The sequence below is a fragment of the Ectobacillus sp. JY-23 genome, from assembly GCF_023022965.1.
GTDB lineage: Bacteria > Bacillota > Bacilli > Bacillales > Bacillaceae_G > Ectobacillus.
Window position 1 is genome coordinate 2,620,789 of record NZ_CP095462.1, and the last position, 21,412, is coordinate 2,642,200.

Annotated in this window: 21 protein-coding genes; 17 read left to right on the forward strand and 4 right to left on the reverse strand. The window is 40.8% G+C overall.

Going from position 1 to position 21,412, the window contains the following annotated elements; translation table 11 throughout:
* The first annotated feature begins 120 nt into the window (after nt 1-120).
* The 5 genes from MUG87_RS13540 to bacA all read left to right on the forward strand — a co-directional run bounded on the left by MUG87_RS13540 (nt 121) and on the right by bacA (nt 4,372).
* Nucleotides 121-834 (forward strand): response regulator transcription factor, encoded by a 714-nt coding sequence (locus tag MUG87_RS13540; protein WP_247082820.1) that lies wholly within the window; start codon nt 121-123, stop codon nt 832-834.
* A complete protein-coding gene (locus tag MUG87_RS13545) occupies nt 821-1,846 on the forward strand; it encodes a sensor histidine kinase (RefSeq protein ID WP_247082822.1) in 1,026 nt (341 codons plus the stop codon). The genes MUG87_RS13540 and MUG87_RS13545 overlap by 14 nt, the downstream gene beginning before the upstream one ends.
* A 74-nt stretch (nt 1,847-1,920) precedes the next feature.
* Entirely contained in the window at nt 1,921-2,841 is a 921-nt protein-coding gene (locus MUG87_RS13550; protein ID WP_247082824.1) for an ABC transporter ATP-binding protein, read from the forward strand.
* Entirely contained in the window at nt 2,834-3,559 is a 726-nt protein-coding gene (locus MUG87_RS13555; RefSeq protein ID WP_247082826.1) for an ABC transporter permease, read from the forward strand. Before MUG87_RS13550 ends, MUG87_RS13555 begins: the two co-directional genes overlap by 8 nt.
* A gap of 15 nt (nt 3,560-3,574) precedes the next feature.
* Entirely contained in the window at nt 3,575-4,372 is a 798-nt protein-coding gene (gene bacA, locus MUG87_RS13560; RefSeq protein ID WP_247082828.1) for an undecaprenyl-diphosphate phosphatase, read from the forward strand.
* A 221-nt stretch (nt 4,373-4,593) separates the two neighbouring features.
* Here bacA and MUG87_RS13565 read toward each other — a convergent pair whose 3' ends face one another.
* The gene (locus MUG87_RS13565) at nt 4,594-6,261 is read right to left on the reverse strand and encodes a DUF2339 domain-containing protein (RefSeq protein WP_247082830.1); all 1,668 of its coding nucleotides are present in this window, start codon (nt 6,259-6,261) and stop codon (nt 4,594-4,596) included.
* 499 nt (nt 6,262-6,760) lie between these two features.
* On the opposite strand from MUG87_RS13565, the gene MUG87_RS13570 reads away from it, so the two are divergent.
* From MUG87_RS13570 to MUG87_RS13600, 8 genes are all read left to right on the forward strand, one after another.
* Nucleotides 6,761-7,498 (forward strand): tryptophan-rich sensory protein, encoded by a 738-nt coding sequence (locus MUG87_RS13570; protein WP_247082832.1) that lies wholly within the window; start codon nt 6,761-6,763, stop codon nt 7,496-7,498.
* 107 nt (nt 7,499-7,605) lie between these two features.
* Nucleotides 7,606-7,737 (forward strand): RAxF-45 family protein, encoded by a 132-nt coding sequence (locus MUG87_RS19605; RefSeq protein WP_281503651.1) that lies wholly within the window; start codon nt 7,606-7,608, stop codon nt 7,735-7,737.
* A gap of 141 nt (nt 7,738-7,878) precedes the next feature.
* The gene (gene abc-f / locus MUG87_RS13575; RefSeq protein ID WP_247082833.1) at nt 7,879-9,738 is read left to right on the forward strand and encodes a ribosomal protection-like ABC-F family protein; all 1,860 of its coding nucleotides are present in this window, start codon (nt 7,879-7,881) and stop codon (nt 9,736-9,738) included.
* Between the two features lie 206 nt (nt 9,739-9,944).
* The gene (locus MUG87_RS13580; protein WP_247082834.1) at nt 9,945-11,075 is read left to right on the forward strand and encodes a sensor histidine kinase; all 1,131 of its coding nucleotides are present in this window, start codon (nt 9,945-9,947) and stop codon (nt 11,073-11,075) included.
* On the forward strand, nt 11,072-11,734 hold the full coding sequence (locus tag MUG87_RS13585; protein WP_247082835.1) for a response regulator: 663 nt from the start codon (nt 11,072-11,074) through the stop codon (nt 11,732-11,734). Before MUG87_RS13580 ends, MUG87_RS13585 begins: the two co-directional genes overlap by 4 nt.
* A gap of 136 nt (nt 11,735-11,870) precedes the next feature.
* Entirely contained in the window at nt 11,871-12,803 is a 933-nt protein-coding gene (locus MUG87_RS13590; protein WP_247082836.1) for an ABC transporter ATP-binding protein, read from the forward strand.
* A gap of 12 nt (nt 12,804-12,815) precedes the next feature.
* Nucleotides 12,816-14,018 (forward strand): ABC transporter permease, encoded by a 1,203-nt coding sequence (locus tag MUG87_RS13595; protein WP_247082837.1) that lies wholly within the window; start codon nt 12,816-12,818, stop codon nt 14,016-14,018.
* A 13-nt stretch (nt 14,019-14,031) separates the two neighbouring features.
* A complete protein-coding gene (locus MUG87_RS13600; RefSeq protein WP_247082838.1) occupies nt 14,032-15,165 on the forward strand; it encodes an ABC transporter permease in 1,134 nt (377 codons plus the stop codon).
* Nucleotides 15,166-15,218: 53 nt separating this feature from the next.
* Here MUG87_RS13600 and MUG87_RS13605 read toward each other — a convergent pair whose 3' ends face one another.
* Nucleotides 15,219-15,413 (reverse strand): hypothetical protein, encoded by a 195-nt coding sequence (locus MUG87_RS13605; RefSeq protein ID WP_247082840.1) that lies wholly within the window; start codon nt 15,411-15,413, stop codon nt 15,219-15,221.
* An 883-nt stretch (nt 15,414-16,296) separates the two neighbouring features.
* Nucleotides 16,297-17,142: a Cof-type HAD-IIB family hydrolase gene (locus MUG87_RS13610; RefSeq protein ID WP_247082841.1), complete on the reverse strand. Its 846-nt coding sequence runs from the start codon at nt 17,140-17,142 to the stop codon at nt 16,297-16,299.
* Nucleotides 17,143-17,334: 192 nt separating this feature from the next.
* On the opposite strand from MUG87_RS13610, the gene MUG87_RS13615 reads away from it, so the two are divergent.
* The 3 genes from MUG87_RS13615 to MUG87_RS13625 all read left to right on the forward strand — a co-directional run bounded on the left by MUG87_RS13615 (nt 17,335) and on the right by MUG87_RS13625 (nt 19,739).
* The gene (locus tag MUG87_RS13615; protein WP_247082842.1) at nt 17,335-18,717 is read left to right on the forward strand and encodes an MATE family efflux transporter; all 1,383 of its coding nucleotides are present in this window, start codon (nt 17,335-17,337) and stop codon (nt 18,715-18,717) included.
* A 146-nt stretch (nt 18,718-18,863) separates the two neighbouring features.
* Nucleotides 18,864-19,358 (forward strand): hypothetical protein, encoded by a 495-nt coding sequence (locus MUG87_RS13620; protein WP_247082843.1) that lies wholly within the window; start codon nt 18,864-18,866, stop codon nt 19,356-19,358.
* Complete coding sequence (locus tag MUG87_RS13625; RefSeq protein ID WP_247082844.1) at nt 19,359-19,739, forward strand: OsmC family protein; 381 nt, start codon at nt 19,359-19,361, stop codon at nt 19,737-19,739.
* Nucleotides 19,740-19,770: 31 nt separating this feature from the next.
* Here MUG87_RS13625 and MUG87_RS13630 read toward each other — a convergent pair whose 3' ends face one another.
* Nucleotides 19,771-19,974, reverse strand: coding sequence for a hypothetical protein (locus tag MUG87_RS13630; RefSeq protein ID WP_247082845.1), 204 nt, complete (start codon nt 19,972-19,974; stop codon nt 19,771-19,773).
* Between the two features lie 314 nt (nt 19,975-20,288).
* On the opposite strand from MUG87_RS13630, the gene hppD reads away from it, so the two are divergent.
* Nucleotides 20,289-21,407: a 4-hydroxyphenylpyruvate dioxygenase gene (hppD, locus tag MUG87_RS13635; RefSeq protein WP_247082846.1), complete on the forward strand. Its 1,119-nt coding sequence runs from the start codon at nt 20,289-20,291 to the stop codon at nt 21,405-21,407.
* Nucleotides 21,408-21,412 lie beyond the last annotated feature (5 nt).

The window sequence follows — 21,412 nt, forward strand, 5'->3', positions numbered from 1 at the left end:
ACGTTTCTATATTTATATCTTATAATCCTTCTCAATCTTATCTTGCGGCGTGACATTTCTTTAGATATCCTATCCTAAGGAGATGTTTTTTTATGGAAATTAACAAAAGCGGGTGAAGATATGGGAGAGATTCGCATTTTAGTAGCGGAAGACGATAAGGAGATTTGTGACTTAGTGCGCCGGTATTTGGAGCGAGAAATGTACCAAGTTGATACGGTAACAAATGGAGAGGAGGCTCTTCGTTTATTTCAGGAACATACATATAATTTAGTGATGCTAGATGTTATGATGCCGAAATTAGATGGTATGGAAGTATGTCGACAAATTCGTGCCCATTCTAATGTGCCGATTATGATGCTGACAGCTAAGGACCATGAAACGGATAAAGTACTCGGTCTTGGTGTTGGAGCGGATGATTATATTACCAAGCCATTTAGTATTAACGAAGTAATCGCCAGAGTCAAAGCATTAATGAGACGGTTTTTAGTGCTAGGAGGCGAAGGACGTTTGGCAGACGAAAGCTTACAGTGCGGGGAGATTACAATTGATTTGAAAACATATCAGGTTACCGTTCGGAAAGAATCGGTATCATTAACAGCGAAAGAGTTTGAATTACTTAAGTTTTTTATGTCTCAGCCAGAGCGTGTATTTACGAAAGTACAGTTGTTTCGCCAAGTATGGGGGAGTGGCTACATAGAAGATGACAATACGGTAATGGTACATATTCGCAAGCTGCGCAAGAAAATTGAACTAGATCCTTCGCATCCTCAGTACATTCAAACAGTATGGGGAATTGGATATAAGTTTACAGGTGGAAACAATGAAGATAGATAAGGTGCAAAAGCTGATTCTAGCACAATTTCTTTTGACTATATGCTTGGTAATTATGGATGTATATCATGTTCCCGCTGGTATATGGAAATGGGGTATATTTGCAGGTGTTTTTTCTATTATAGTAGTTTTGTTTCTCGAGCGAAGTCAGTATAAGAAAAGGTTGCAGGAATTAAATGTGGTGCTTAAGCGAGCGATGAACGGACACCCGACAAGAGTGCTGACCAATCGGGATGTACTATGGAACGAGGTGATTTTCTCTATCAACGAATTGATTGAAAGCTATGAGCGTGTCTATGCGCAATCTGTACAGGAACAGGTGGCAAGAAAGCAGCTTTTCGCTAGTATGTCACATGATATTCGTACGCCTCTTACTTCCATTATTGGATATATTGATGCGATAAAGGATGGTGTAGTGGCGTCAACAGAAGAACGACAATCTTACCTAGAAATCGTCTCTAAGAAGTCTATATCTTTAAAAAAATTAATTGATGAGATGTTTGAGATTGCAAAAATCGATGCTAACGAAATGTCTTTTCAGATGGAGCCGCTGGACTTAGCGGAGTTAACGAGAGAAGTGCTTATTACGTTTGTACCGCAAATCAATGAATTGCAAATAGTCCCTCATATTGATGTACCAGAACAACCATGTATCATAGAAGGGGATTATATGAGCTTGTTAAGAATGATAGAAAATGTCGTGAAAAATGCTGTGCAGTATGGATATACAGGCGGTGTGCTTGGTGTGACATTACGAGAACACAAAGATGCGTATGAGCTGCTAATTTGGGACAAGGGGCCTGGTATACAGGAAGAGGATCTACAGCGCGTATTTCATCGCATGTACCGGGGTGATGCCGCTAGAACGCAAGCTAACAGCGGAAGTGGTCTAGGTCTTTCCATTGCGAAGGCACTTGCCCAAAAACATGGTGGCAGCATATGGGTAGAAAGTATACCTTGGGAGTGTACGACATTTGGTATTATCATCCCTAAATATGATTTAAAAGATTTTTAAGAATTTGTTAAAAGGCAATTAAAATCCGCTTCTTATAATATAAATATGAATTTCTTCAAAGGTGGGAGAGAGAAGTGGCAACGATTTTAAAAACAGAGAGCCTAACCAAAGCGTATGGTGAGCAGCGCTCAGTTGACAATCTAAGCATAACGGTGAAACAGGGAGATATTTATGGCTTTTTGGGCAGGAATGGAGCAGGAAAAACAACGACTATCCGCATGCTGCTTGGTTTAATTCAACCGACTGCTGGAAGTATTGAAATATTTGGTGAGGAGCTGCAATGCAATAAAAAAAGTATTTTAAAAAGAATTGGCTCTATCGTTGAGGTGCCGGGCTTTTACGAAAATTTGACTGCAAGAGAGAACTTGCAGATTCATGCGAGAATTGCGGGCGTGCATAAAAAGACTGCGATGGATGAAGTGCTGGAGTTAGTTAGTTTGCAGCATGAAACGAAAAAGCTTGTGGGTGCATACTCGTTGGGAATGAAGCAAAGACTTGGCATCGCAAGAGCGTTATTGCATTATCCGGAATTGTTGATTTTAGATGAACCGACAAATGGATTAGATCCTATTGGTATTAAAGAAATGAGAAGGTTAATTAAAGGCTTGGTAGAGGAAAGAAAGATCACAGTTTTTATATCCAGTCATATCTTGTCTGAAATCGAACAAGTAGCTAATCATATTGGCATTATTCATAAGGGAAAGCTCTTACAGGAAATTGACTTTAAGCAGCTAGCTAAATTGAATCGTAAGTACGTAGAGTTTACGGTTTCTCACGAAGCAAAAGCGGCCGTTCTTTTAGAAACAGAGCTTTCTACGTATGATTACGAGATAAGAGGGGAGGGGAATATTCGCATATATTCTCGCCTGGGGCAGCAGGCCCAAATTAATACTTTATTTGTTCAAAATGGCATTGAAGTATCCAAAATAAATATGAGTGCCGATCGATTAGAGGATTACTTCACAAAGCTAGTGGGAGGCGGGGAGATTGGGTGACTTAGTGTATACAGAGTTATTGAAGCTCAAACGTTCTTCTATGTTTTTGATTAGCATGCTTGGCGCCATGGTTGCACCGTTTATGATTGTAGTGGCTGCTCATGTGCAAACATCAGGGCCGAGAGCCGATTTTCGAGAGCTTTTTTATCAGACGAATTTATATACGGTGCTTGTGCTTGGAGTAGCTCTATATGGCGTTGTTGCCGCATATTTATTTCATCGCGAGTATGTGGAGGATACGCTCAAGCATATCTTGACTATTCCAGTATCAAGAGGAAATTTCATTATTAGTAAATTTGCTGTGCTGCTTCTTTGGATTATGATCCTTACAGGAATTGCCTGGCTACTTACCTTGTTATTAGGTATTCTTTTTCGGTTTGATGGTTTGAGCTGGAACTTGCTTGTTTTTTCTTTCAAGCAGTTTTATGTAGGTGGCTTATTTTTATTCATTCTGTCACCACCGGTAGTTTTTGTGACTTTAGTGATGAAGAATTATGTTCCGCCAATTATTTTAGCGATTGTAATTACAATGATGAATGTAATGGCAGGAAACTCTGAACATAGAGGGTTATTTCCTTGGTCAGCAGCGGGAGACATTGCAAATCATACATTACTTGATACGTATCCAGCAGCATATTCCTATAGTGCGATTGCGGCTGTAGCAATCCTTGGTTTTGGTGCTGTTATGTTATATTTTCAAAAAACAGATATTCAGTAATAGAGGAGACAGGATATGACGGATTTATGGATTGCTTTTGTGATGGGGATTGTAGAGGGACTCGCGGAGTTTCTACCAATCTCGTCTACAGGTCATTTAATACTAGTAGGTCATCTGTTAGGATTTGAGGGAGAACGGGCAAAGACATTTGAGATTGTGATTCAGCTCGGCGCTATTTTAGCAATTACTGTGTTATACCGTAATCGCCTCGTGTCTCTTTTCAATATAAAGCCAATTTTACAGCGTGAAAAAAAGTTTAATGCTCTGCATATTTTAATGGGTATTTTACCGTTTGGCACAGTGGGTGTTCTATTTCATGACGCCATTAAAACCTATTTGTTTAGGCCGGAGACTGTGGTGATTGGTCTTTTGGCGGGAGCGGCATTGATGCTAGTTGCAGAAAAGAAAAAGCCAATCCCGACAACGCACTCTTTAGATGAAATGACATATCGCCAAGCGCTACTGATTGGTTGCTTCCAGTGCTTTGCAGCATGGCCTGGGTTTTCGAGAGCGGGTTCTACCATTTCTGGCGGCTTGTTAAGTAAGGTAAGCTATAAAGCAACGGCAGAATTTTCATTCTTAGTCGCCCTGCCGGTAATGGTAGGTGTGACTGGTTTAGATTTGTTTAAGAGCCGAGAGCATTTGGATGCTGCTGATATTCCTATGTTCTTGGTTGGCTTTGGCACTTCGTTTGTTGTAGCACTTTTAGCGGTGGTTACTTTTTTAAAGTGGCTAGAAAGACTCGGTTTAACACCGTTTGCTTATTACCGTATTGTATTAGCCGTGTTATTTACGGTTTTTGTATTACTGTAAAAAGGGTGCAACTTTTATGCACCCTTTTTTACAAGGCTGTGTTAGAGCCTAATGTTAATCATTTGCACTTGTTGATGAGATGAGGTTCCTGCGAGAAAAGCGAGTACCCTACAGGCGTATAGCGCTGAGGAGGCTCCCTGACCGCCCGCGGAAAGCGAACCACTATAACGGAAATTAACAACAAACTTTAACAGAGCCTTTTGCAAAGAAACTATACACAATTAGAGTTCTTTATTCTCAACCCTTGGCACTTCTTTTTGCTTTGTGTAAAACACACGAGATACAAAAATTCCAATCGTACCGACGATAATAAAGAGAACGGAACGAATGGCAAGCGATACGCTAAACAAATCTACAAAGAACAGTTTAATGATTGTAATTCCTATTACAATGAGACCGATGTAAGTTGCCATTTTTTCTGTTTTGGTATTTCCATAAAATACAAGAGCTAAGGCATATATCATCCAGAAGGAGGAGATGACAAGCTGGCGAATGCTAAAGTCTTGATCCTGCATCAAGGTGCTGCCAAACAATGTGATAAAAATAAAGGTACTAATCAGCAGGACAAGTGTACTTAGTCTAGATAGATCTCGCTTAGTTGTTGCCTTTAGCTTCATAACAAGAAAAGCAAAAGTGCCTAAGTATACAAACCAAGCTAGTGTTTGAACAGAAAGCACGGCAGTATATGATGTTAAGACTGTTGAAATAGCACCTAATGCATAAACAATACCAGATGCTATAAATTTGATGTGGCTCTTTACTTTCCATGACATATACAGTCCAAATGTTCCTTGGACAAGCCAAGCAAGCGGGTAATATGTGTTGTCGACCGTGTCAATGACGAGCAGTGTAAGGGAATAAAAAGACAAACAGAAAAATACAGTATGCAACAGTTCTATTTTGCCTTTTTGACGTTCCCATACATACGCACCAGCGTACAGTAGCGTAAGCATGGTTAAAAGTCCTTTTAATAGAAGGTTATTATCAGTAGATGCCACCCAGAGAACCGTGATAACGATACTACTTAGTAACACCTTGATTTGATCTTGCAGATAAGAATCTCGTTTCGTCATTAGTATATACAGTAGGCAAAGATGCTGGATAACAACAGCAAGTGCTGGCAGATTCAATTGCTGCAATGCGACCAACGAGTAAACTGTAAGGGTTATATGCAGCATGCCAAATGCCATGTAGTAAAGCCAACGATATGCATGTTTGGTTGCAAATGCAAGCAAGCTTACATAGAGAAGTAGCTCGTAGCCAACGAAGACATATGTATTAGGCTGCGTGCTGTTAATGAGAAACGGTACAATATATCCTCCAACTCCCACAAAAATCGCAAGCCATTCGGAACGATGTTTGTGGGATAACCAAATCCCCAAGGCAATCCAGCCAATATTGAGCAGAAATGCAAAAGCAGCCGGTAGATAACCATACAAATAATGCGCTGCAAAGGTTGTTAACACAAAGGTTGTTACTGTTGCGCCCAGCAAGACAAGACCGAGGGCAATTCTGCTTTGTTTGATTTGTTTTTCTCCAATGACATATAAGCCGATTGCAGTTAAGCAGCCGAGAAGCAAACGAAGCGGTGGTGTTAATATACCGGCATTTACGCCAGCTTTAAAACCCCAAGCAACGCCCAGTAGCATGATAAAAGCGAAAATACGCGGCATCCAAATTTGGCCAATTTCCTTCTCCCAATTGCGCTTCGGTTTTGGTGTTTCAGTTCGTATCGGTTTCACGACTGCAGGCGGTTTGGGTTGTTCAGGCTGCATGTGTATCGGTTCTATTCGCTCCGCTGCACGTTCTTGCTTTTGTAGTTCTTCTAATTCCGCTGATAAAAAGGAAATAGTCGTCTGCAAGGCTTTGATACGTTCAGAACGATTCATGTTCTCCACCCCTTTTTAAAAATGTGTATATTTACACTATATCAAACATTCCGTGTAAAAGAGGGAAAAATATTACAATTATTGCATTGGATTTTCAAATATGTAGAGATAAAGGTGGGCTGAATGTTGCAATGGTGGGATTTCTTATAGAAAATATGTTACAAACCTTTATATTTCGATATAAAAGTCTCATATTTCTGTAAACGTAAGGAAACTTTTACCTGTTATCATAGGAGTATATAAAACGGAACGGACGAGAAGCTAATGAATACAGATTTTATCTTCTTCGTCCCTACATAGGACAAACCTTTAGATAAGAGGAGGAGTAATATCATGAGATGGTTAGCATCTGTACTTGTAGTTATTATTCTGTTAGTGATTTTGTTCAGATTGATTTAAAGAAAAGGTCATCCCTAGCGGGTGGCCTTTGTGCGTACATACGTCTTATTTTGCAGCATGGCTCGTATACTAAAGAGAAGTCCATTTTAAGGAGGCGCTTATGAGTAAAGCGAAGAAGTTGGCTGTTGTAAATGTAGTTGGATTTCTTCTAGTGCTAATTGTTAATTATGTTTCGCAGCGTGGTGGTGAGAATACAAGCAAGATTTCAGATTCCATCGATATTTTGTTCAAGCCGGCAAATTACGCTTTTTCCATATGGGGACTGATTTATTTACTGCTAGGTACTTGGGTGATTCGCCAGTTTTTTGCTACGGGAAACGAAGCGGCAATGTATGAAAGAATTGGCTATTGGTTCTTTATCAATTGTGTGTTAAACAGCTTATGGGTGATTTTATTCGCCTATAAAAAATTTAATCTGACCTTACTTTGTATGCTTGGCATATTGGCAACGTTAATTGTCATTTACCAAAAGATACAAAAGTCAGATGTATCTCGGTTGTATAGGTTACCATTTTCTATTTACCTAGGCTGGATCTCGGTTGCGACCATTGTAAATGTGTTTATTGTATTTTATACAAACGAAATCACAAGCTTTTTAGGTTTAAACGAACAAGCATGGACCATTATTATGCTAATCATTGGCGGGGTACTTGGTATTTGGTTTACAAATAAAAACAATGATCTTGCCTACTCACTTGTGTTTGTCTGGGCTTATATTGCAATTATGACGAGATACGAGTTAACTGATTATATATATCGTACAGCCTTGGTCATGGTTGTTCTGCTTAGTGTAAACGCTGTATGGCAGCTTGTGAAAAGAACAGTCAAAAAGAAATAAATTAAACTGAAGGAAGGAGATAAGAGATAAAACTGAAAACTCTTGCAACTTGTATGAGAAAAAGCATATAATAAAAGAAGTTCGTACGAAAAGGAGGTGGGGAAGAGATGAATTACGTTTTGGCTGCACGCGCACAATTTTTAGATTTTATCTACATTTGCCGCGCAATTTTTCATGTTACAGCTGTTAACGGGACAGGTCTGTCCTTTTACAACTGTATAGCAGCTATAAAAAAGTAAGGATTCTCTTCACCCACTACTACGGAATCATAGAATGGTGAAAAGAAGAGCCGCTGTGCTCTTTTTTTCTATTCTTTAAAGGTCGCGGGGAGACATCTGTCTACTTGCGGCCTTTTTCCATATCAAAAGGAGTACGAAACCATGATTATTACACAAATTCACGATATTACGAAATCGTTTGGTGGTAACATTATTTTTGAAAATTTGTCTGCAGAGATTCATGAAAAGGATCGGATTGGTCTCGTCGGCAGAAACGGAAGCGGTAAGACGACATTATTTCAATTGCTTGCTGGTGTGGAAGCGCCGGACAGCGGTATGATTCATATAAAAAAGGGGCTGCGCGTTGGTTATCTTGCGCAAATTCCTGTATTCTCAGCCGGTACAACGGTACGGGAGGTTTTGGAAACAGCTTTTTCCGAAGTAAAGCAGCTAGAACGCAATATGAAGCGATTGGAAGAGCAAATGGGTAGCGAGACAGAGGAGCTCGAGAAGCTTTTGGAGGAATACGGGAAGGTGCAAGAGCGCTATCTATTTTTAGGTGGCTATGAAGTAGAGGCGCAGCTTGCTAAAGTATGTAGCGGGTTACAAATTACAAGCTTACTGCCGCAGGTGTTTACAATGCTCAGCGGCGGTGAACAGACGAAGGTGTGTTTGGCGCTGATGCTGCTGCAAAATCCTGATTTACTGTTGTTAGATGAGCCGACAAATCATCTCGACATTGGTGCAGTCGAATGGCTAGAACAATTTTTGCAGGAGTACAGCGGTACAATTGCTATCATCTCGCATGATCGCTATTTTTTAGATGCGGTCGTTACAAAAATTATTGATTTGGAGGACGGAGAGCTTCATGTGTATCACACGAACTACTCCGGTTTTGTAAAGGAAAAGCAAGAGCGCTTATTGTTAGAGTTTCAGGCGTATGAAGAACAACAAAAAAAGATAAAGAAAATGAAGGAAGCAATTAAGCGTTTGAGAGAATGGGCCAATCAGGCAAACCCGCCGAACGAGGGTCTGCATCGCCGCGCACGTAATATGGAGCGCGCGCTTGAGCGAATGGAGAAACTGAAGCGGCCGATCTTAGAGCACAAAAAAATGGGGCTTGCGTTCCGGCAAGGAGAGCGCAGCGGAAAGGACGTTGTTCGTGTAGAGGATGTAGCAAAATCCTTTGGTAATAAAATGCTATTCTGCGGCGCTAACCTGCATCTGCAGTTTCAAGAGAGAGCGGCGATCGTGGGACAAAATGGGAGCGGTAAAACAACATTGGTCAAAATGCTGCTTGGTGAAGAGACACCGGATACGGGTAAGATACAAATCGGTGGTAGCGTAAAAGTAGGCTATCTGTCACAGCATCTGCCTGGCAGTACGAATAACACAGTACTTGGAGCATTCCGCGAACAGGTTTCTGTAACAGAGGGAGAAGCAAGACACATTTTAGCAGGCTTCTTATTTTACGGATTTTCTGTATTTAAAAAGACAAATCAGCTGAGCGGCGGCGAACGGATGCGCTTGCGCCTTGCGCAACTTATGCATCAGGACGTGAACTTTCTCATTCTAGATGAACCGACGAACCATTTAGATATTGAATCTCGTGAGGTCCTTGAGGAAGCGCTGGAGGACTATGAAGGAACAATTTTAGCTATCTCGCACGATCGCTACTTTTTAAATAAGCTGTTTGACAAAACGTACTGGATCCAAAATGGTGTACTACATGGCTTTGCAGGAAATTATGAATGGGCTAGGAAGAAGTTAGCCGAGCGAATGCCGGTGGAGGAGAAGGTAGTAGTACCAAAGCGAGTCGTGAAGGTAAAGGAAGCTTCAACTGATGTAGAATGGAGGCAATTAGAGAGAGAGCTCGAACAGATGGAGGAGCAACTGTTTGTATTAGAAGAAAAGATGACGCAGGAAGTAGACTTGCATGAGCTACAGACGCTGCAGAAAGAGAAGGATGAACTAGAGGAGAAGCGTGCTATGGTATATGAGGAGTTGGAGCGGCTGTTGTGATGCGAGTTGCCAAATTAATGTCCAAAGTCGCCAAATAAATATCTAAAGTTGCTAAATTAAGTGCAAAAGTCGCCAGATTTCTTGAGGAGAGTGCCCACTCTCCTTTTTTTATAGGAATAAGCAGGGATATAATCGCACCAGTAGAAGATAGTAGCGTTATATTTTATGAAAGAAGGGCTAATATGCTGAAATTCATAAGGCTTATAATGATGGTTTTTATCCCTATTGTGTATTATCAGCACGCTACACTTATATCACATAAGATATTTATTGTAATGGCAATTTTGGCGTTTATTGTCACGCATACCATGATTATGAGGATAGGTCAAAGGGTGTTTTATGCCTATATTATAGTGGACTTTATTCTAATTGGCGCTTTCGGCTTTGTATTTGCGCCTTCTACGCTGTATTTAATTTTATTTGGTGTAGAGGGTGTTACGTTGTTTCTTATGACAGGCAATAGAAGGATACTTTCTTTATTTTCACTGCTGTTTTTTGCAATTTGGGGGAGTATCGTGGGTTATACGTATATGAGGTTCGAGGTAGTAGAGATTATGGGGAACTTGCTTAATTTTACGTCCATCTTGTTTCAAGTGTTGGTGGGGGGATTGATTCGTAAGCTAGAGCAAGCAAGGATGCAAGTAAACAGGCAGTATGATGAGCTGCATGAGTCGCATGCGCAGTTATCTGTATATGCAAAAGAAGTTGAGTCATTAACCGTTATTCGAGAACGAAATAAAATTGCGCGTGATATTCATGATACGGTAGGTCATAACATGACAGCTCTGCTTGTACAATTGCAGCTCGCTGAGGAGTTAGTAAAGCAAGGGCGGCCAGAAGCGCATGAGACGTTACATATTTGTAGTCATTTAGCAAGGAGCTCTTTACAGGAAATCAGATTGTCGGTCCGTACGTTGAAAGAGGACGGAGAGAAGGACAACTTAATTGTTGGCATTCGTACGATTCTAGAAGATTTTGCAAAGTCAGCAGATGTTGAAGTTGCCTTTCAATTGCAAGGAGACCCCATGATCATTCCGATGTCATTACATCCGACGATTGCGAGAACGATACAGGAATCCCTTACGAATGCGAAGCGTCACGGCGATGCGAAGCGTTGTCACGTAGAGCTTACCTGTGAGGAAGACAGGATTTGTCTCGTTATTTCTGATAACGGGAAGGGTGCGCACGTGTTTAAACCAGGATTTGGGCTGATAAATATGAGGGGACGAATTGAAGAGCACGGAGGTTCTGTGCAATTTAAAAGTAAAGAGGGATTTCATGTACAAGCGGAGCTTCCTCTGCTACAAAAGAAATGGGTGATTGGAGGAGCGTTATGATACGCGTGATAATTGTAGATGATCAGCCTCTTATTAGAGACGGGTTGGCGATGCTTTTAAATCTTCGACCTGAAATTGAAATTGTCGCAGTCGCTGAAGATGGTGCGGATGCTGTAGCAAAGGCTGTAGAGTTACAGCCGGATATTGTGTTAATGGATATTCGTATGCCAGGTGTCAATGGTGTGGAAGGTACAAGTCGAATACAGCAGTGTGTGCCTGCAGTGAAAGTGATTATGCTGACAACGTTTAAAGATAGTGAATTAATCTTTGAAGCTTTGGAGAAGGGCGCTAGCGGCTATCTATTAAAAGATATGCCGACTGATACGATTGTCCAAGCTATTTTAACGGCGCATGCAGGCGGACTGGTTTTGCCACCGGAAATGACAGGGCAGATTTTGGTTGAGTTACGAAAAACAAAAGTAATAGAGGTAGAGAAAAAGAATGTACCTCATACATTATTTGAGCTGACTGAACGAGAGATAGAGGTACTTAAAGAGATTGGATACGGCTTAAATAATAGAGAAATTGCAGAGAAGCTGTATATTACGGAAGGAACCGTTAAAAATCATGTTTCTAGCCTGATACATAAGCTGGCGCTGCGAGATCGAACGCAGGCCGCCATCTTTGCGGTTCGACATGGTATTTCAGAGTATGCATGACTTTTGGCATAGTGAAAGTGAGAGAACAGCCGTTTTGGCTGTTTTTTTATGCCGTTAATTCTATCGGAAGGTAGATGGGAAATACAGGAATGCAGAGTAAAATAAAAGTGAAATAAAAATAAGGGAGCGTGCTCACATGCTGGTCGTGCGAAATCTTACAAAGTCGTTTGCTCAAAAAGAAGCTGTAAAGGATATATCTTTTTCAATTGGAAAAGGAGAAGCGTTCGGTCTTCTTGGACCGAATGGTGCTGGTAAGTCTACCACCATCTCGATGATTTGTGGTCTTCTGCCTTATGATGGTGGAGATATTCGAATAGGCGATATTTCGGTGAAGGAAGCACCTATGCAGGTTAAACGTAAAATAGGAGTCGTACCGCAGGAGATTGCATTATATCCAACGATGAGTGCGCGGGATAATTTAATATTTTGGGGTAAGATGTATGGTTTATACGGGAAAGAAGTGAAAAAGCGTGCAGATGAAGTGTTAGAGTATGTTGGTCTTTATGACCGTGCTAAGGATAAGGTAGAAACTTTTTCTGGGGGAATGAAACGCCGTGTAAATATTGGCGCAGCTCTTATGCATACACCAGAGCTTCTCATTATGGATGAGCCGACTGTGGGCATTGATCCACAATCACGAAATCATATTTTAGAAACCGTAAAGGCATTGAATGAAGATGGTATGACAGTCATTTATACGAGCCATTACATGGAGGAAGTAGAGTACTTATGCAAGAGAATTGCCGTAGTCGATCACGGTAAGTTAATTGTGCAGGGCACTAAAAGTGAGCTATGCAACCGTTTAGCGAACGGTATTGTGATTGGAATGAAGGTGAATCACATGCAAGAGACATTTGTGCAAGAATTAAAAGCGCTACATCTGGTAGAAAGAGTTGTTACAAACGTAGAAGAACAAAGCTTTGACATATTTGTTTCAAGCGAAACGGTGATTGGTGATGTTATCGCATGTACCGCAAGACATGGCGTACGAGTGCTGGCACTAGAGGTAAGAGAACCAAACCTTGAAGCGCTGTTTCTACAATTAACAGGACGTTCATTACGAGATTAGGAGGGAAACGATATGAAAAGCTTGCTGGTTGCGTGGAAGGATTTTCGTATCCGCCTCACAGACCGACGCGGTTTTTTGACAATGCTGCTTATGCCGCTGTTACTAACCGCGATTTTAGGGTCAGCACTTGAGAAATCGATGGGCGGTCAAGACGTCCCTAACACTACGTTAGCATATTATCAAATGGATGAAGACAGCTTAGCTAATGAGTTTCGTAATACTGTACTAAAAAATAAGGAGTTGCGTGATTCTATTCAGCTAAAGGAAGTGTTATCAAAAGAAGAACTACAACGCCTTATACAAGATGGTAAGGCGGATGTAGGTTTAGTACTTCCTAGTCGCTGGAGTGAAAAGATAGAAAAGGGAGATTTTACAGATACAATTTTGTTGGCAGACCCTGGGAAAGAGGTGCAAGCCACGATAATAGAGTCCATGGTACATTCATTTATGAAGCGTGCATACATGATGTTTGTAGCAGCTGATGTGACTATACGTGACCTTGCCGGAGCTGAGCCTGTTATGACGGGTCAGGTCGATATGCAAGGTGCTTCGGCAGATATTATACGAAAGATAGAGGATATACAGGGGATGGTCGTGCAGGAAGAGGAGGTAGGTGAGAAGGTTGTTTCATCTATGCAATATTATGCCGCTGGTATGGGTGTGATGTTTATATTGTTTAATGCAACAATTGGCGCAAAAATGATTATGACAGAGCGAGCAACTGAAACACTAGCAAGATTATTGTGTACACCTACTACAATAAGCGATATCCTTCTTGGTAAGTTTCTTGGTACGCTGTTATTTTCAGGCACCCAGTTCTTCTTGTTTGTGGCGGCAACTCATTATGGATTTGGCGTAGCGTGGGGAGATAATATGGCGCAAATCATAGCGGTTGGATTGGCGTATACCGTTTGTGTGTCAGGTTTGTCAATGACGTTAGCAGCGTTCGTTCATAGTGAAAAAACTGCCGATATGATAAATGGGGTAGGAATCCAGCTATTTGCTTTACTTGGTGGTTCTATGCTTCCGATCTATGCATTCTCCGACACAATGAAGACAGTATCCAACATTGCTCCTAACAAATGGGCACTTACGGGTTTGTTAGAAGTAATGGGAGGAACATCTTGGATGAATATACTGTTACCTATTAGTGTGCTTGTGATAGTTGGTATGCTGTCATTCACACTAGGGATATGGCGCTTACGTGTAAGATAAGGAGGAAAGAAACATGGGAAAAGTATGGGCGATTTGCTTATTTGAATTACAGCGGTTATTAGGTAATCCTCGTAGCTATTTAGTCATGCTCTTAATGCCGTTAGCCTTCACGTTTGTGTTCGGAACGCTACTTAGCGGGTCTTCTATGAATAAGACCCAGCTTTTATTCGTAGAAGAAGAATCATCTATGCTTTCAAAGACATATTATCAAGAGCTGAAGGGAAATTCCTTGTTTGATGTGTCTGTTGTGTCTGCGAAGGAAGCAAAAAAGCAGCTTGCAGATAAGAAGGTGGCCGGAGTTATTGTAATTCCAAAGGAGTTTACCGAAAGTTTCAATGTGAGCCTGCAATATTCACCAGAGTTTACTTCTAGAGGGAGTGTGAAGCAAGAACTAGAGCAAGCCTTAACAAAGGTGAAAACAAAAGTGGAAGCATCCAAAGTGTGGAGTAGCTACAGCGAGGAGCCTTGGGAAGGAATGTATCAAAAGCTTTCAGGGACTGTTCAGCCCACTCCGTTACGTAAGGAATTTATCATGAAGACAGCGGAGAATGTGAGTATGAGTAATGCATCAGCTCGTTCTGCGGGATTTTCGATTATGTTCGTTATGATTATTATGATGACAGCAACAGGGGCGATTTTGGAGGCGCGTAAAAATGGCGTATGGTATAGGATGATGACCATGCCAGCTTCGAGGATGCAGGTACTGGGCGGCTATGTTTTATCATTCTTTCTTCTTGGTTGGATTCAGTTTGGTGCTTTAATGCTGTTTACAAATGTACTATTTGATGTACATTGGGGTGACATGCTAGGAATTCTTCTACTAGTTTCGGCATTGCTTCTCGCTATTATTGGTATGGCATTGTTTATAGCTGGTATTGTCAAAACATCGGAACAACAGTCTGCGATAGGAAATATGGTTGTCATTTCTTCTTGTATGATCGCAGGTGTATACTGGCCAATCGAAATTGAGCCTATGTTTATGCAACGAATGGCGGACTTTGTTCCGCAAACATGGGCGATGCGCGGGTTTACAGAGTTAATTGCAAGGGGAGGCGGTATTGCGGATATCGCCGTATACGTGGCGGTACTATTCATATTTGCAATTGTATTTTTTACAGTTGGTTTGAAGCGAATTCGCTATGAGTAAGGGGCCAGTCGCCAAATAAAGTGCGAAAGCCGCCAGATTAGTAAAAAAGGAGTCTACGCGCGCAGGCGTTCGACTCCTGGTTCTTCTTGTTTCTCTGGTAGAAGAGAGATAAAAATTGAAATGAGTATCATGCACATAACAATGACAATTAAAGACAGCATGGGGAAGAATGGAAACAAAAGCAATGCACCTAGAATGAAAAGAGTGAGAAGAATATAGTTCACAACATATAAAAATAGACCTTCCATACAAACCTCCGCGCATCAATTTTTTTACTAGTGCCGTTTCACCTATATATATGCTTGTCCTCTAGTAAATAGACGTAAAAAAGAGATTGAGAGATTGCTCATTCATTATCAATGCTTTGCGCATAAGTAATTTTAAAACAAAGAGGAATGTAATGAAATTTTTTACTACATGCTAGCAGGTAGAAATCTAAAGCCTTATAAGAATACCTCGCGGACCACCAGAGAGAAGAAGAGAGGAGTTAGGTGTGTCCCACAAGAGAGCGTCGTGGACCACTTGTGCGAAGAAGAGAGGAGTTAGGTGTCCCACAAGAGAGCGTCGCGGACCACCAGAGAGAAGAAAAGAAAGGTTAGGTGCTCCGCAAGAACGTGTCGTGGATCACCTGTGTGAAGAAATGAAAGGTTAGGTGCTCCGCAAGAACGTGTCGTGGATCACCAGAGAGAAGAAATGAAAGGTTAGGTGCTCCGCAAGAACGTGTCGTGGATCACCTGTGTGAAGAAATGAAAGGTTAGGTGCTCCGCAAGAACGTGTCGTGGATCACCAGGGAGAAGAAAAGAAAGGTTAGGTGCTCCGCAAGAACGTGTCGCGGACCACCAGAGAGAAGAAATGAAAGGTTAGGTGCTCCGCAAGAACGTGTCGTGGATCACCAGAGAGAAGAAATGAAAGGTTAGGTGCTCCGCAAGAACGTGTCGTGGATCACCAGGGAGAAGAAAAGAAAGGTTAGGTGCCCCGCAAGAACGTCTTCCGGACCAAGAGAGATTAGGTGTTTGTGTTGGAATTATTCTCAATTGTAACATGTAAGGTGAACACTTCAATTGCAATCTTCATAGTAAAGAGGTCGAGACAAAAGGTTTTGTCTCGACCTCTTTACTATTTCATAGAACATTACAATACGTATGTGCGCAGTGCGTGAGCGACGCCGCTCTCGTTATTTGATAGAGTGACTGCATCGCAAAGCTCTTTCACCTTGTCTTCCGCGTTGCCCATCGCGATAGAAAAGCCAGCCGCTTCTAGCATAGGGACATCATTAAAATTATCGCCCATCGCAATTGTGTTTTCTAGCGGAATGTTGTAATGCTGCGCCATGACGCGGAGGCCATTGCCTTTATGACCATTTTCATGCATAACCTCTAAGTTGGTTGGCGCAGAGGCAGTAACCATAAGGCCCGGTTTTTTCATGTGATTAAGAAGTTGTTCGCGCTGCGTGCTATGCAGCGTTAAAATAAAGAATTTCTCTACTTCAACATCACCCTGCAGCAATTCATTTATATCATCGTAAAACTGAACGATGTTTGATTGTAATTGATGCTCTGTAATGCGTTCAATTTCCGTTAATGTAAAGTGATGATGAGAGTCACCGTTCTCAAAAGCACGCATTACTTTTTCCTTCCAATCGCGCGGCACAAAAATCCCTTTACTCGTATACAGCTTATAAGGAACATCATTGCTTTGTAATAGCTCAGAAATGTCTGTAACCGTTTGTCTCGGGATATAGGCGGCATGTAATACTTTATCGTCCGCATATACAACGGCTCCGTTGCTCGCGCCAATCGGGCATTGTAACTGATATCGATTTGTAAATTGTAAAATATCGCTTTTTGCACGGCCTGAACAAATCATGACAATGTGGCCAGCAGCCTCCACTTCTTGTATCGCAGCTAAGTTATCAGCAGAAATTTCCATTTTTTCAGATAATAGTGTTCCATCCATATCAATTGCGATTAACTTCACGTATATCACACTCCTTAGTACCTATCATACATGAATGTGCACTTCTCTCAAACAGTTTATCCCCAAATGGTGTATGTATCCGTTTTCTGTAGCTTATTAGTTGCATGTAGGCTTTATTTCGAAGATGATGTATGTATCGCAATGCAACTGTTTGAGGGATGTTATAGTTATACGGAAGAGAGGGGATGACATATGGAACAAACAAAAGGAAAATCGAGGCCAAATTTAACAGAAGGTCCTATCGCAAAAACGTTGTTTTTCTTTTCTTTACCAATCCTGATGGGAAACGTGTTGCAGTCATTAAACGGCTCCATCAATTCTATTTGGGTCGGTAAGTTTCTAGGAGAACAAGCGTTGGCAGCTACATCCAACGCGCATATTATTTTATTTTTCCTGTTGAGCTCTATTTTTGGAATTGGGATGGCGGCGACAATTTTAGTGGGCCAAAGGGTTGGTGCTGGTGACGTACCTGGTGCGAAACAAGTGGTAGGAACGAGTGCGTTGTTCTTCGCGTTGCTGTCTATTATCGTCGGGGCATTCGGTTTTGTTTTTTCTTCATTTATTTTAGATGTAATGAACACGCCTGCTGATGTGAAGCCTCTTGCGGTTACCTATACAAAAATTATCTTTGCTGGTGTGCCGTTTATGTTTATTTACAACTATGTGATGACCATTTTACGAGGATCTGGCGACTCTAAAACACCATTTTATTTTTTAATTGTATCGGTTGTTCTGGATATTGTTTTAAACCCGATTCTCATATTTGGATGGGGTCCTTTCCCAAAAATGGACATTGCGGGCTCTGCGTTTGCTACGTTTATTGCCCAGTTCATTAGTTTGGCGGCACTACTAATTTACTTGTATAAAAAAGAATATTTTCTACGCATCAAGAGGTCAGAACTGCATCTGCTTCGTGCGGATTGGGTGATTTTAAAGTCGCTCATTCAAAAAGGAATTCCAATGGGGCTGCAGATGATGGTGGTTTCTTCAAGTGTACTTGGTCTGTTTAATATTATTAATACATACGGATCTGAGGCTGCGGCTGCATTTGGTGCTGCTTCGCAGCTATCAAATTACGTCCAAATGCCCGCAATGGCTATTGGTGGTGCTGTTACGTCTATGGCTGCACAAAACATTGGTGCCGGTCTGTGGGATCGAGTGCACCGGATTACGTGGATTGGTGTTATGTTCAATGTAATTCTAACAGGAGCTATTGTGGGTATCATTCATATCTTCAACCGCGAGGCGCTACTGCTGTTTTTACCAGCGACGGGGCAAGCAGTCGACATTGGTATTCAGATAAATAATGTAACGTTGTGGTCATTTATTCTGTTTGGGATTATGTTTGTCGTGGGCGGGGTCGTTCGTTCAACTGGTGCAGTGATGGTACCATTGCTTATTACATTCATTGTTCTTTGGATTGTACGTACGCCGCTCGCGTATTATCTTGGTAAAGCCTACGGACTCGATGCACTTTGGTGGAGCTTCCCAATTAGCTTTGCGATCGCTGTGGCGGGCAATGTCTTGTACTATTTATTTGGAAATTGGAAAGAAGTGAAAATGGTAAGGGGCTAATGAGTAAAAGAAGCAAGGTGTGTTTCAAGCCTTGTTTTTTTATATGTTAAAAAATTCATATTTTTAAAAAAGTTTATTTTCAACTTATCGGCAGTCGAAATGGTAAAGGGAAAATATGATACAGATAAATAAAGGTGACAGGTCGTATGAGAAAATGGGGAAAAGGTATTTTGTTGACAGCTGTTGCATCGCTTGCGGTTGCGGGCTGTGGTAAGCCAGTATACGATGTGAAGAAAGAAGAAGCAAAAATTCCAAAGACGGTTGAGGATATTTTGGAACAGCCCGCTGGTAAATATAGGAAGATGTCTGCTGGAGAACTCCAAAAGCAGAAAACCGTGGATGAGTTAGTGAAAGATTTACAAGACCTTGACGTACGTGGTTTATCCGATGAAGAGAAAATCCGCTTATATAATGCAAAGCTAGTACAATGGACAAAGCCAGCGTATGAAGCCATGAATATAGGATCGATGAAGGAAGTCGATAAGAATCCACATTTCAAAGAAAATTACAATTTACAAATTTTACTTAATGTGAGCGATAAGTTTGACACGTATAGTGATGAGTTGTATAAAAAGCTTGAGAAGGAAAGTCAACAAAAAACAGAGCAATTAGACCAACAAATGAATGGAGCGTCGAATTAAATGATTTTTCGAATGAGAGAAGTCGGATTTGAAACAGAAACAGAATACGGTACATTGCAGGTTGCGGGAAACAGTGAATACGGATTTCGTCCGTATCAGCTCATGGCAGCTTCTATTGCTGTTTGTAGCGGAGGCGTTATGCGTACAATCTTGGACAAGAAGCGCATTTCGTATGAAGATATCACAATGGAAGCTCATATAGAGCGCAATGAAAAAGAAGCAAATCGCATTACGAAAATTGCAGTACATTTTACAATTAAAGCTGATATCAGTGAAGAACAGATGCATAAAGTCATGGAGCTGACAGCAAAAAATTGCTCGATGGTTCAATCTGTAAAAGATAGTATTGAAATTGTAGAGACGTTTAAAATCGTGAAGTAGTAAAAAGCGGAGCCTATAAGAGCTCCGCTTTTTACTCATACACTTTCTTTTCTTGGCAATATAAGCGAACAATATGTTCTTTTGGACTGTATAAATCATGTGTAATGCGGATAATATGAAAGTTGCGCTTCTCATACTCAAACTGCATAAAAATTTGTTCGTTTTCTTTAAATGCCCAGTCGCTTTCAAATTGTGTAATCATTGACCCGTTTTTGGCGTAGATCTGATACTTCATGATAGCCTCCTTGTTTCCGCTTCAATATATGTTCCTTTTAAATTTTAACATTTAAAAAAAGCGATATAAAGAAATATTGTAGGAACGCATATAGAAAAAGGAGAATTATTTACAGTAGCGGGTATGTACATTTTACATTCATATAAAATTCTACTTAAATTATTTCGCTATTTAAAAAGGAAATGAGAGAAATTTGTAGAAATGTATAATCTGTATCTGTACGCCTTTTTTCAGAAAAGCTCACTTTACATTTGTAAGCGCTTTCTGATTAGGGTGAGATACTAGAAAACATACAATACTAGGGGGATGGAAGTATGAAAAAACAATCTATCGAAGCAGTAAGTAAACAAGTAGAAGATTTTTTCCCGGTACGTGATGTTGATTATTTAGAAATGTATGTAGGTAATGCAAAGCAAGCGTGTCATTATTTCACAACTGCATTTGGATTTAAACCAGTAGCATATTCTGGACTTGAGACAGGAAATCGTGAGCGTGTTTCGTATGTCCTGCAACAGCGTAATATGCGTCTTGTTTTATCAGGCTCTCTTGGCGAAAATCATAAAATTGCTGAGTTCGTAAAAAAACACGGAGATGGCGTAAAGGACGTAGCTCTTCTTGTAGATGACTTAGATAAAGCTTATACAGAAGCTGTAGAGCATGGTGCAATAGCGATTGAGCCACCTGTAGCATTAACAGATGAAAACGGCACAATTAAAAAAGCGGTAATTGCTACGTACGGAGATACAGTTCATACATTAATTGAGCGTAAAGACTATAAAGGTGTGTTTATGCCTGGATATCAACCAATTGAACTATCTATCCCATTTGAAGAAACAGGGTTAATTGGTGTAGACCATGTTGTCGGTAATGTAGAAAACATGGAGGAATGGGTTAGCTATTATGAGAATGTTATGGGCTTTAAACAAATGATTCATTTTGATGATGATGATATTAGCACAGAGTATTCAGCACTTATGTCTAAGGTTATGACAAATGGAAGCCGCATTAAGTTTCCAATTAATGAGCCTGCTGAAGGAAAACGTAAATCGCAAATTCAAGAATACCTAGAGTTCTATAACGGTGCAGGTGTACAGCATTTGGCGCTTTTAACAAATGATATTATTAAGACAGTGTCTGCTTTGCGTGCAAACGGGGTTGAATTCTTAGAAACACCGGATTCTTATTATGAAGAATTAACAGAGCGTGTTGGAAAGATAGATGAAGAGATTGATAAATTAAAAGAGCTGAAAGTATTAGTAGATCGTGATGACGAAGGCTATTTGCTGCAAATCTTCACGAAGCCAATTGTAGATCGTCCAACGCTATTTATCGAAATTATCCAGCGCAAAGGCTCTAGAGGATTTGGGGAAGGAAACTTTAAAGCGTTATTTGAAGCAATTGAGCGTGAGCAAGAGCGCCGCGGAAATCTGTAAGGTGC

Coding starts and splice junctions, on each gene's coding strand:
- abc-f (WP_247082833.1), top strand. CDS start 7,879: ATGATTATTACACAAATTCACGATATTACGAAATCGTTTGGTGGTAAC.
- MUG87_RS13545 (WP_247082822.1), top strand. CDS start 821: ATGAAGATAGATAAGGTGCAAAAGCTGATTCTAGCACAATTTCTTTTG.
- MUG87_RS13630 (WP_247082845.1), bottom strand. CDS start 19,974: ATGAAGTATCAGATCTACGCCAAAAACGGGTCAATGATTACACAATTT.
- MUG87_RS13590 (WP_247082836.1), top strand. CDS start 11,871: ATGCTGGTCGTGCGAAATCTTACAAAGTCGTTTGCTCAAAAAGAAGCT.
- MUG87_RS13570 (WP_247082832.1), top strand. CDS start 6,761: ATGAGTAAAGCGAAGAAGTTGGCTGTTGTAAATGTAGTTGGATTTCTT.
- hppD (WP_247082846.1), top strand. CDS start 20,289: ATGAAAAAACAATCTATCGAAGCAGTAAGTAAACAAGTAGAAGATTTT.
- MUG87_RS13620 (WP_247082843.1), top strand. CDS start 18,864: ATGAGAAAATGGGGAAAAGGTATTTTGTTGACAGCTGTTGCATCGCTT.
- MUG87_RS13585 (WP_247082835.1), top strand. CDS start 11,072: ATGATACGCGTGATAATTGTAGATGATCAGCCTCTTATTAGAGACGGG.
- MUG87_RS13540 (WP_247082820.1), top strand. CDS start 121: ATGGGAGAGATTCGCATTTTAGTAGCGGAAGACGATAAGGAGATTTGT.
- MUG87_RS13595 (WP_247082837.1), top strand. CDS start 12,816: ATGAAAAGCTTGCTGGTTGCGTGGAAGGATTTTCGTATCCGCCTCACA.
- MUG87_RS13565 (WP_247082830.1), bottom strand. CDS start 6,261: ATGAATCGTTCTGAACGTATCAAAGCCTTGCAGACGACTATTTCCTTT.
- MUG87_RS13625 (WP_247082844.1), top strand. CDS start 19,359: ATGATTTTTCGAATGAGAGAAGTCGGATTTGAAACAGAAACAGAATAC.
- bacA (WP_247082828.1), top strand. CDS start 3,575: ATGACGGATTTATGGATTGCTTTTGTGATGGGGATTGTAGAGGGACTC.
- MUG87_RS13615 (WP_247082842.1), top strand. CDS start 17,335: ATGGAACAAACAAAAGGAAAATCGAGGCCAAATTTAACAGAAGGTCCT.
- MUG87_RS13605 (WP_247082840.1), bottom strand. CDS start 15,413: ATGGAAGGTCTATTTTTATATGTTGTGAACTATATTCTTCTCACTCTT.
- MUG87_RS19605 (WP_281503651.1), top strand. CDS start 7,606: ATGAATTACGTTTTGGCTGCACGCGCACAATTTTTAGATTTTATCTAC.
- MUG87_RS13580 (WP_247082834.1), top strand. CDS start 9,945: ATGATGGTTTTTATCCCTATTGTGTATTATCAGCACGCTACACTTATA.
- MUG87_RS13600 (WP_247082838.1), top strand. CDS start 14,032: ATGGGAAAAGTATGGGCGATTTGCTTATTTGAATTACAGCGGTTATTA.